This window comes from Corallococcus sp. AB049A, assembly GCF_003668885.1.
Taxonomy (GTDB): domain Bacteria; phylum Myxococcota; class Myxococcia; order Myxococcales; family Myxococcaceae; genus Corallococcus; species Corallococcus interemptor.
Map to the genome: position 1 here is coordinate 1 of NZ_RAWL01000378.1, position 8,500 is coordinate 8,500.

7 protein-coding genes are annotated in these 8,500 nt (G+C 70.7%); 4 read left to right on the forward strand and 3 right to left on the reverse strand.

What is annotated here, in order from left to right; translation table 11 throughout:
- A partial coding sequence (locus D7X55_RS30530; RefSeq protein ID WP_121724904.1) for a TIGR02266 family protein occupies window positions 1-923 on the forward strand: 923 nt, incomplete at its 5' end.
- Here the strand turns inward: D7X55_RS30530 and D7X55_RS30535 are convergent.
- A complete protein-coding gene (locus D7X55_RS30535; RefSeq protein ID WP_121724900.1) occupies window positions 911-1,645 on the reverse strand; it encodes an immunity 52 family protein in 735 nt (244 codons plus the stop codon). The two genes, D7X55_RS30530 and D7X55_RS30535, sit on opposite strands and share 13 nt — an antisense overlap.
- 15 nt (window positions 1,646-1,660) lie before the next feature.
- Window positions 1,661-2,956 carry a Tox-REase-5 domain-containing protein gene (locus tag D7X55_RS30540; protein WP_121724901.1) on the reverse strand — a complete coding sequence of 432 codons (1,296 nt, stop codon included), beginning with the start codon at window positions 2,954-2,956 and terminating at the stop codon, window positions 1,661-1,663.
- A gap of 129 nt (window positions 2,957-3,085) precedes the next feature.
- Between D7X55_RS30540 and D7X55_RS30545 the strand changes: the two genes are divergently transcribed.
- The 3 genes from D7X55_RS30545 to D7X55_RS30555 all read left to right on the forward strand — a co-directional run bounded on the left by D7X55_RS30545 (window position 3,086) and on the right by D7X55_RS30555 (window position 6,218).
- Window positions 3,086-4,522 (forward strand): metallophosphoesterase, encoded by a 1,437-nt coding sequence (locus D7X55_RS30545; RefSeq protein WP_121724902.1) that lies wholly within the window; start codon window positions 3,086-3,088, stop codon window positions 4,520-4,522.
- A gap of 240 nt (window positions 4,523-4,762) precedes the next feature.
- Window positions 4,763-5,200 carry a cupin domain-containing protein gene (locus D7X55_RS44880; RefSeq protein ID WP_233610163.1) on the forward strand — a complete coding sequence of 146 codons (438 nt, stop codon included), beginning with the start codon at window positions 4,763-4,765 and terminating at the stop codon, window positions 5,198-5,200.
- A 118-nt stretch (window positions 5,201-5,318) separates the two neighbouring features.
- Window positions 5,319-6,218, forward strand: coding sequence for an MBL fold metallo-hydrolase (locus tag D7X55_RS30555; RefSeq protein WP_120552895.1), 900 nt, complete (start codon window positions 5,319-5,321; stop codon window positions 6,216-6,218).
- A 5-nt stretch (window positions 6,219-6,223) separates the two neighbouring features.
- Here the strand turns inward: D7X55_RS30555 and D7X55_RS30560 are convergent, their stop codons facing one another.
- Window positions 6,224-8,491, reverse strand: a complete 2,268-nt coding sequence (locus D7X55_RS30560) for a PAS domain-containing sensor histidine kinase (RefSeq protein WP_121724903.1) — start codon at window positions 8,489-8,491, stop codon at window positions 6,224-6,226.
- Between the last annotated feature and the right edge of the window lie 9 nt (window positions 8,492-8,500).

The following is an 8,500-nucleotide window of genomic DNA, read 5'->3' on the forward strand; positions in this document are numbered from 1 at the left end:
CCCCCACTCCCTCCCGGGAAGCCGAGCTGGCTCGCGCCGAAGCCGACATGGCGAAGCTGGAAGCACAGCTCGCTGAACAGGTGGCTCGCGCCACCGCCGACGCGGCCGCGTTGTCCGAGCGGCTGAACCGCACCCGGCAGGCCCTGGCCCGGCCGGAGCATGCCGGAGACTCGCGCCTGTCCCAGTGGGCCATGCGCCTGGAGGACACCGAGTCCCCCGAGCCGTCCCCGGAGCTGGCGCGCCTGCGCGAGAAGGCCCTGGACGCGCGCGAGGCCGCGCTGGACACGCGCCGCCAGGCCGGGCTGGACCTCCAGTCCGCGCTGCGCGTGCAGCAGGAGGACGCCGCGCTCGTGGAGAAGGCGCTGACGTCCGCCGAGTCCGACCTGAAGCGCGTGGAGGCCGCGGCGAAGGCCCGCGCGGAGGCCGAGGAGAAGGCCCGGCGCGCGGCGGAGGCGGAGACCCAGAAGGTCGTCCCGCCCGCGGCCCTGCGTCCCTCCGGGGCGAAGGTCTCCGAGGAGTCGCCGACCCGCGCGGAGCGGCCCCCGGCACGCGCCGCCGTGGCCCTCACGCCGGCGAAGAGCGACGGGCGCAAGGCGGGCCGGGTGCGGATGCACACGGCCATCGACACGCGCAGTGATTCCAACTTCTTCACCGGCTTCTCCATGGACATCAGCGAGGGCGGCATCTTCATCGCCACGGTGGAGGCGGTGCCGCGCGGCACGCCGGTGGAGCTGGACTTCACGCTGCCGGGAGGCCGGCCGCTGACGGTGAACGGCGTGGTGCGCTGGGCGCGCGACGGCAACGACCGCACGCCGGACCTGATGCCGGGCGTGGGCGTGCAGTTCACCACGCTGCCGCCGGAGGTGGCGCACGCCATCTCGTCGTTCGTGTCGACGCGGGACCCGATGTTCTACCCGGACTGAGGGGCCCAGGGGCGCAGGGGGATGAGCAGCCCCGCGTCCTGGAGGCGCGCCTGGACGTCCGCGGCCAGGGCGACGTGAGCCGGGTTGGAGACGGTGAACTTCTCCGGCGTGAGGGTGATGAGCGTGCCCCGGTTGGGAATGTGCTCCACCTGGACGGGCGCGGGCAGAGGGGGCACGGGGCCTCGGGAGTCGGCGAGGTAGGTGACCCAGCCGACGAAGGTGTCCAGGCTGGGACGTGTTTCTAGCCCTTGGAGACGGGCCTTCAGCGCATGCGAGGTCGCGATGCCGAACTCGGGCTCCCACGCCAAGGCCATGGCCCGTACCACGCCAGTGAGTACCGGAGCGGTCAGTACGCGTTCTGCGACCTGGCCCGTGCTGAGCGCATTGAGGGCACAGACAGAGGCCATGCGTGAAGAGGCGCCCCCACAGTTGCCATTGATGCCCGAGGTTTCCTCCTCGTTCTCACCCGCCCAGAGGGGAAAGCTCGAGAAGTCACGGAATCGATTGCTCTTCTTGCTCAGGAGTTTCGTGAGCGTGGCGACGTTCACGGGGACCTGACGCTGGCGGGCCTTCTCGAAAGTTGCTGCCGCTTCATGCCAGCGGTTCCACGTCGGTTCGAGAGGCTCCATCCGCCGAAGGAAATCCTCCAGACGCTGGGCGCAAGCCTCGACGGGCTCAGGTCGAGCCAGCCAGTAGCAGCCTGCGTAGTACGTCTCAATCATGGCCTCAGCGTCTCCTCAACGGACGGGATCAATGTGTACAACCTCAATGATGATCTTCTGCTCGTTGAAGGTTGCTCGAAGCAGGTCGGCGAATCGCTTCTCGGCGACAATCCAACGAATGTGTCTTCCATCTGCCATGCTGACCTGGCGCATGGCTTGAGCGATCGTCTTGATGAAGCCTTTATAGAACTGCTTGACCGTCATGTTGTCGGTGATGAACTTCGCGTAGCCCGGGCCCTTGGCTTCCAGCAGCACGTTCTCCACGGGGTCGTAGCCGTCGAAGTCCACGACGGTGTCCCCCTCTTGTAGCCGGTACGCGGAGCCCTTCGGTGCTTCCGTCACCTGGGCCTGATAGTCGCGGGCCCGGTCGGACATCGACTCGTTCACCTGCACCCACTTGCCTGGACCTCTTGACGGTGGAAGCCCCATCGTGGCCATGGTCACCGCCGTGGACGCGAGCGTGACCTCCACCACTTCACCCGCCACCGCCACCGCGCTCACATCCAACACCTGCGCCGGGCCCAGCCGCACGGCACCCGGGAAGCGCGGCATCAAAGAGAGCGCGGAGGACAACCCCATCGTCACGCCGTGACTCACCGCCACTGTGACCGCGAGCACGAAGACGCGCGCCACCTCCGGCCCCAGGGCCTGCGCGAACGCGTCCGCTGCTTCCTCCAGCTCCTGGAACGTCGTCGCCCGGTCCGTGGCGTCCTTCAGCGCGCCGCACGCTCGCACCACCGCGAGGAACGACTGCACGCCCACGTACGCCAGGAACACAGCGGCAATCACCGCCGCCGCCTTGGTGAACAGGGGCTCTGGCACCGCGGCCAGCACCACCCAGGACGCAATCGCTCCCGAGACCACGGACACGAAGAACGCTGGGTTCAACGTGTCCTGCAACGCGGTCCCGATGCTCGCGCGCAGGGGCTCCAGCGACATGCCCACCGCGAGCGTCAGCCGGTCCAGCTCGCCGAAGCCCGCCCCGTCCTCCAGCAAGGACAGGCAGTCCCCCGGAGCCTCATGCGCCCGGCACCACCGTCCGTACCGGTCGCGCAGCATGAACCCGAGGCTCCGGTCCAGCTCCGCCCCCTGCTTCGCGGCCGCGCGCACCACCCTCGGTGAGCGCACCGTCAGCGGCACCTCCAACACCAGCCGCGTCAGCGCCTCCTCGAACTCCCGCGCGCTGACCGGAACCCTTCGGTCCCACGTCACCGGCTCATGGACCCGCGTCCCCCGCTCCGCGCGCAGCCGCACCGTGGGCCCGCTGGCGCAGCCCGTGAGCAGCACGACCAGCAGTCCCCACACGGTCATCCGGCTCCGCCCCTGTAACACTCGCGACACTCCTCGACAGGCGCCTTCTCCAGCCCCTTCCATCAATGCTATGCATATCCCAGCAATTCAATCTTAGTTTGAACATCACGACTTCACTGGGAGCACATCTTGAAGCCTTCTTCCCTCCTCGCGGCCCTGGCCCTGGCCGGCGTGCTGTCCGCCTGCGGTCCTGCCGAGGCGCCTGAACCCCAGCACCTGGGCAGCACCACGGCGGCGCTGGACTGCGCCGCGCTCAGCAAGCCCGTGTATCACCGGGTGCGTCCGTCCACGGGCGACAGCCTCCTCACCCTCAACGCGAACGAGGCCGCCAACGCGGCCACCACCTACGGCTACACCGACGACCGGGGCACGCCCTTCAAGGCCGCGAGCTCCTCCGGCACCGGCCTGTCCCCCGTCTACCGGCTCTACAGCCCCAGCCGGGGTGAACACATCGTCACCATCGACGCCACCGAGCGCTCGAACCTCATCGCCTCCGGCTTCACCACCGACGAGGGCGTGGGCTTCTATGCGTCCAAGACGGCGGACACGTGCCTGGTGCCCGTCTACCGCTTCGACAACCCGGGCCTGAAGAAACACCGTCACGCCGTCACCCAGGCGGAGCGCGACGCGCTCACCGCCGCGGGCTGGACCAACGAAGGCATCAAGTTCTACGCCGCGCCCACCACCGTGGACACGAAGTTCACCTTCGTCGTCATCCCCGACACGCAGCAGGAGACGGTCTACGCCCCCACCCGGCTCACCCAGCGCATGCAGTGGATCGCCGACAACAAGACGGCCCAGGACATCCGCTTCGTGATGCACACCGGCGACCTGCTGGACTGGGACACGCCCGACCACCTCTACTACCAGCGCGCCAGTGATTCCTACCAGGTGCTCGACGCCGCCCAGATTCCCTACGCCATCGCCCTGGGCAACCACGACACGGCGGCCGTGTGCCAGGGCGGCAGCGCGTGCCCCGGCAACGTCAACGCCAACCTGCGCAACACCACCACCTTCAACGCCTACTTCCCGCTGTCCCGCTTCAAGGCCCTGGGCGGCGTGTTCGAGTCCGGCAAGTGCGACAACGCCTACCACACGTTCAACGCGGGCGGCCTGAACTGGCTGGTGTTGAACCTGGAGCTGTGGGCCCGCACGGACGCCGTGAACTGGGCGAAGACCGTGCTGGCCCAGTTTCCCAAGCACAACGTCATCATCATCACCCACTCGCACCTGAACGGCAGCGGCGGCATCGAGCAGTCGAACGGCGGCTACGGCAACAACAGCCCCCAGTACGTGTTCGACAACCTCATCAAGCAGTACGCCAACGTGCGCTTCGTCTTCTCCGGCCACGTGGGCAACGCCGCCTACCGCACCGACACCGGCGTGAACGGCAACACCATCTACCAGATGCTCAACACGTTCCATGACGGCACCACCAACCCGACGCGCCTCGTGGAGGTGGACACCGCCGCCAACACCATCACCACGCGCGTCTACGCACCGCTGACGAACACGGAGCGGGCGGACGGCACCAGGGCGTACAGCAACGTGAACTGGGTGCGCTGAGCCGGGACACCAGACATCCGCCAGGTGACTGCCTGCAGGCAACCGTCTCCGGCGGTCAACACACAGCCCCGCCGGGCGGACCTGCCGCCTGGCGGGGCAATCCCTATCTTACCGGCGCCTTCCGTCGGATACCGGACCGGCCCTCGTGGCAGGGGGTGAAACACAGGCCCTGGCTCTGTCAGAAAGCAAGACAACCCATGAGGGGGTGGGACGCGTCCCCCCTGAAGGAGTCCCTGTCGCATGAGCACGATTCTCCGGACCCCACCCCTCTCCGGCGGCCGTCCGCCCCGCTGGGATTCCCGCCGCCGCGCTCCCTCCGGCCCGGCGCCCGTCGCCGCGCCCGTGGAGAAGGTGAACCTGGCCCGCGCCTCCACCGACCTGCCTGCGCCTGGCATTGTCCGTCCCGTGGGCATGCTCCATGGCCAGCCCGTGCACCTGGTGCGGCTGACGGGCACCGGCCCCTGGTGCCGGCACTCCACGGGAGATGCGTTGTTCTTCGTCACCCGGGGCACCCTGCGGGTCGAGCTGCGCGAGCGCACCGTGGACCTGGAGGAGGGCGAGCTGCTCATCGTCCCCCGGGGCGTCGAGCACCGTCCCGTCGCGGAAGCGGAGGCGCTGGTGCTGATGTCGGCCCCGCCGCTCGATGGGGAGGCGGCCGGGCAGTCTCCCGCCCCCTGAGCGGCGTCCCACGCCCCCCGGGCGGGCGAGCCCCCGTCCCGTCCGCGCGCGGCGATTCCTCCCATGGGGTGCACGGCGCACTTTTGCCCTGAACGAATGCAAGGGAGCGGGAGCCGCCATGCGCATCCACCACCTGAACTGCACCACGATGTGCCCGCCCGGCCGGCGGCTCATGGACGGACGGCGCGGTTTCGTCGGCCCGGCGGCGCTCACCTGCCACTGTCTGGCGTTGGAGACGCCGCGCGGCCTGGTGCTGGTGGACACCGGCTTCGGCCTCAATGACGTGTACGCGCCGCGCGTGCGGCTCAATGGCCTGTTCCGGGACGTGCTCTGCCGCCCCGCCCTGGCGGAGGAGTCCACCGCCGTCCGCCAGCTGGAGCGCATGGGCTTCCAGGCCAGCGACGTGCGCGACATCATCCTCACGCACCTGGACTTCGACCATGCGGGCGGCCTGGATGACTTCCCCCACGCGCGCGTGCACGTGCTGGCGGAGGAGTACCGCGTGGCCACCGCGCAGAAGTCCTGGCTGGACCGCGCGCGCTTCCGCCCGCAGCAGTGGTCCAAGGAGACGCGCTGGGAGACCTACGTCCCCTACCGGGGCGAGGGCTGGTTCGGCTTCGACTGCGTGCGCGAGCTGACCGGGCTGCCGCCGGAAATCCTGCTGGTGCCGCTGGTGGGCCACACGCTGGGACACGCGGGCGTGGCCATCGACACCGGGGACGGGTGGATGCTGCACGCGGGCGACGCGTACTTCTATCACGGGGAGATGGACCTGGACCGCTACCGGTGCACCGCCGGGCTGCGCGCCTACCAGAAGCTGATGCAGAAGGACGGGTGGATGCGCTGGTACAACATGCGCCGGCTGCGGGAGCTGGTGCAGCGCCACGGCGACCAGGTGACGGTGTTCTGCGCCCACGACTCGCTGGAGTTCGAGCGGCTGGAGGAGCGCGAGAAGCTGCCCGAGGACTTCCCCATCCAGCCCGGGCTCGTCGCCCCCGTGCCGTCGCTGCACCTCTAGAAAAGTCACTGGGAGAGCGGCTGCGGCTCCGTCACTCGCGGCTCCTCCACCTGCCGGGGCATGCGCGGCAGGTCCACCGTGAAGGTGGCGCCGCACCCCGGTGCGCTCTCCACGTGGATGACGCCGCCGTGCGCCTCCACCAGCTGGCGCGCGATGTAGAGCCCCAGCCCGTAGCCGGCCTGCGTCCTCGCGGCGCGCTCCCGCTCGAAGCGCTCGAAGACGCGGCGCTGGGCCTCCTGCGGGATGCCCACGCCCTCGTCGCGCACCCGCAGCCGCGAGTGCTCCCCGTCCAGCGCCGACACCGACACCGTCACCGGGTGGCCCCGGCCGAACTTCAGCGCGTTGGACAACAGGTTCGTCACCACCCGGTCCAGGCGGACGCGGTCCCACTGCCCCACCTGCCCGTCCTCCACCTCCAACTTCAAATCACAGCCCGCCTCCGCGGCGGCCTCCGCGAAGCGCTCCACCACCTCGCGCGCCAGCTCCCCCAAATCCATGGGCGCCGCGTCCAGCAGCCGCTTGCCGGACGACAGCCGGGACAGGTCCAGCAGGTTGTGCAGCAATTGCCCCAGCCGCTGCGCCTGCCCGCGCGCCGCCACCAATCCCTGACGCACGTCCTGGTCGCGGCCGGCCGCCTGCGCGCGCTGCACCTTGCTGAGCAGCAACTGCAACGCATGCAAGGGATTGCCCAGGTCGTGCGCGGTGACGGCGATGAGGTCCACCGCCTCGCGCGCCTCGCGCAAGAGCCGCGTGTTCTCCAGGGCCAGCGCCGCGCGGCCGGCCAGCTCCTCCACCAGCACCTGGTCCGCCTGCGTGAAGCGGCGGTGGCCCCGCGCCGTCAGCAGGACGAAGGCGCCCAGCGTCTCGCTGCCCGCGCGCAGGGGCACCACCATCGACGAGCCGATGGCGACGCGCTCGATGAGCACCCGGTGCTCTTCCGTCTCCGCGGAGGCCGCCAGGTCGCCCGTCTCCACCTCCACGTCCATCCGCGAGCGCCCGGTGCGCATCACCTCCCAGACGACCGGGGGCATGCCCGCGCGGGGCGGGAAGCGCCGCAGGGCCTCCCACAGGCTCGCCTCGCGCTCGGGCTGCACGTGCGTCACCGCCCGGGGCCGCAGCTCACCGGCGGGCGTGAGCAGGTAGAGGATGCAGCCGTCCGCCACCTCCGGCACCAGCAGCCGCGCCACCTCCGCCGCCGTCAGGTCGGGGTTCAGGGACTGGTGGAAGACGCGGCCGGCCTCCGCCAGCAGCTCCTGCATCCGCTCCGTGCGCCGCTGCTCGGTGATGTCGCGCGTCACCACGGTGAAGCCCTGGGGCTGGCCGTCCACGTCGCGCAGCGCGGTGATGGACACCTCCGCCCAGAAGCGCGAGCCGTCCTTGCGCTGCCGCCAGCCCTCCGTGCGCAGCCGCTCCTCCTGGAGCGCCCGGGACAAATCCCGCTCCGGCCTGCCCGTCGCCGCGTCCTCGGACGTGTAGAAGATGGAGATGGGGCGGCCCAATATCTCCGCCTCGCTCCAGCCCTTGATGCGCTCGGCGCCCGGGTTCCAGCTGGCCACCCGGCCTCGCGTGTCCAGCAGCACCAGGGCGTAGTCGCGCACGCCCTCCACCAGCGCCTGGAAGCGGTGCGCGCTGGCCGCCGCCTCGCGCCGCAGCGGGTGCAGCCGGCGGTGGAGCACCCACGCCAGCGCCGCCGCCACCGCCAGCCCCAGCAGCGAGGCGAGCAGCAGCAGCGCCGTCTCCCACCGGTCCACCCGCGCCGCGGACTGGTTCTCCAGGGCCAGCCGCGCCTGCACCCGGCGCTCCAGCTGGGCCTGTGCCTCGCGCACGTGCCGGTGGGTGTGGGCCAGCCGCTCGCGCGCCCGCCCCTGCTCCTGGGGCGTGCCAGCGTTCACGAGCCAGCGCAGGGCCACCTCGTGCTCCTGCTCCGCGGCGCGGATCTCCCACACCAGGGCCTCGTCCTCGGGCGTGGTCAGCCGCGCGGCCAGGCGCTCCGCGGTGTTCAGGAAGCGCCGCCGCGCCTGCGCCGTGTCCCGGGAGAGCGACTGCCCGCCCGCCAGCAGCGCGCTGTTGGCCAGGGACACCTTGTCGCTGAAGGCCCGCCCCAGAAGCCCCACCTCCTGCAGGTCCACGGAGCGCTCCATCACCCGCGACTGCACGGAGGCACGCGTCAGCAGGAGCGCTCCCACGGCCAGGAGCAGCAGGACGAGCGTCACCACGAGACTCGCCCCGAGCCCCCACCCGTCCTCCTGTCGCGCGCGCCTGGGACCTGCCATGGGTGTCCC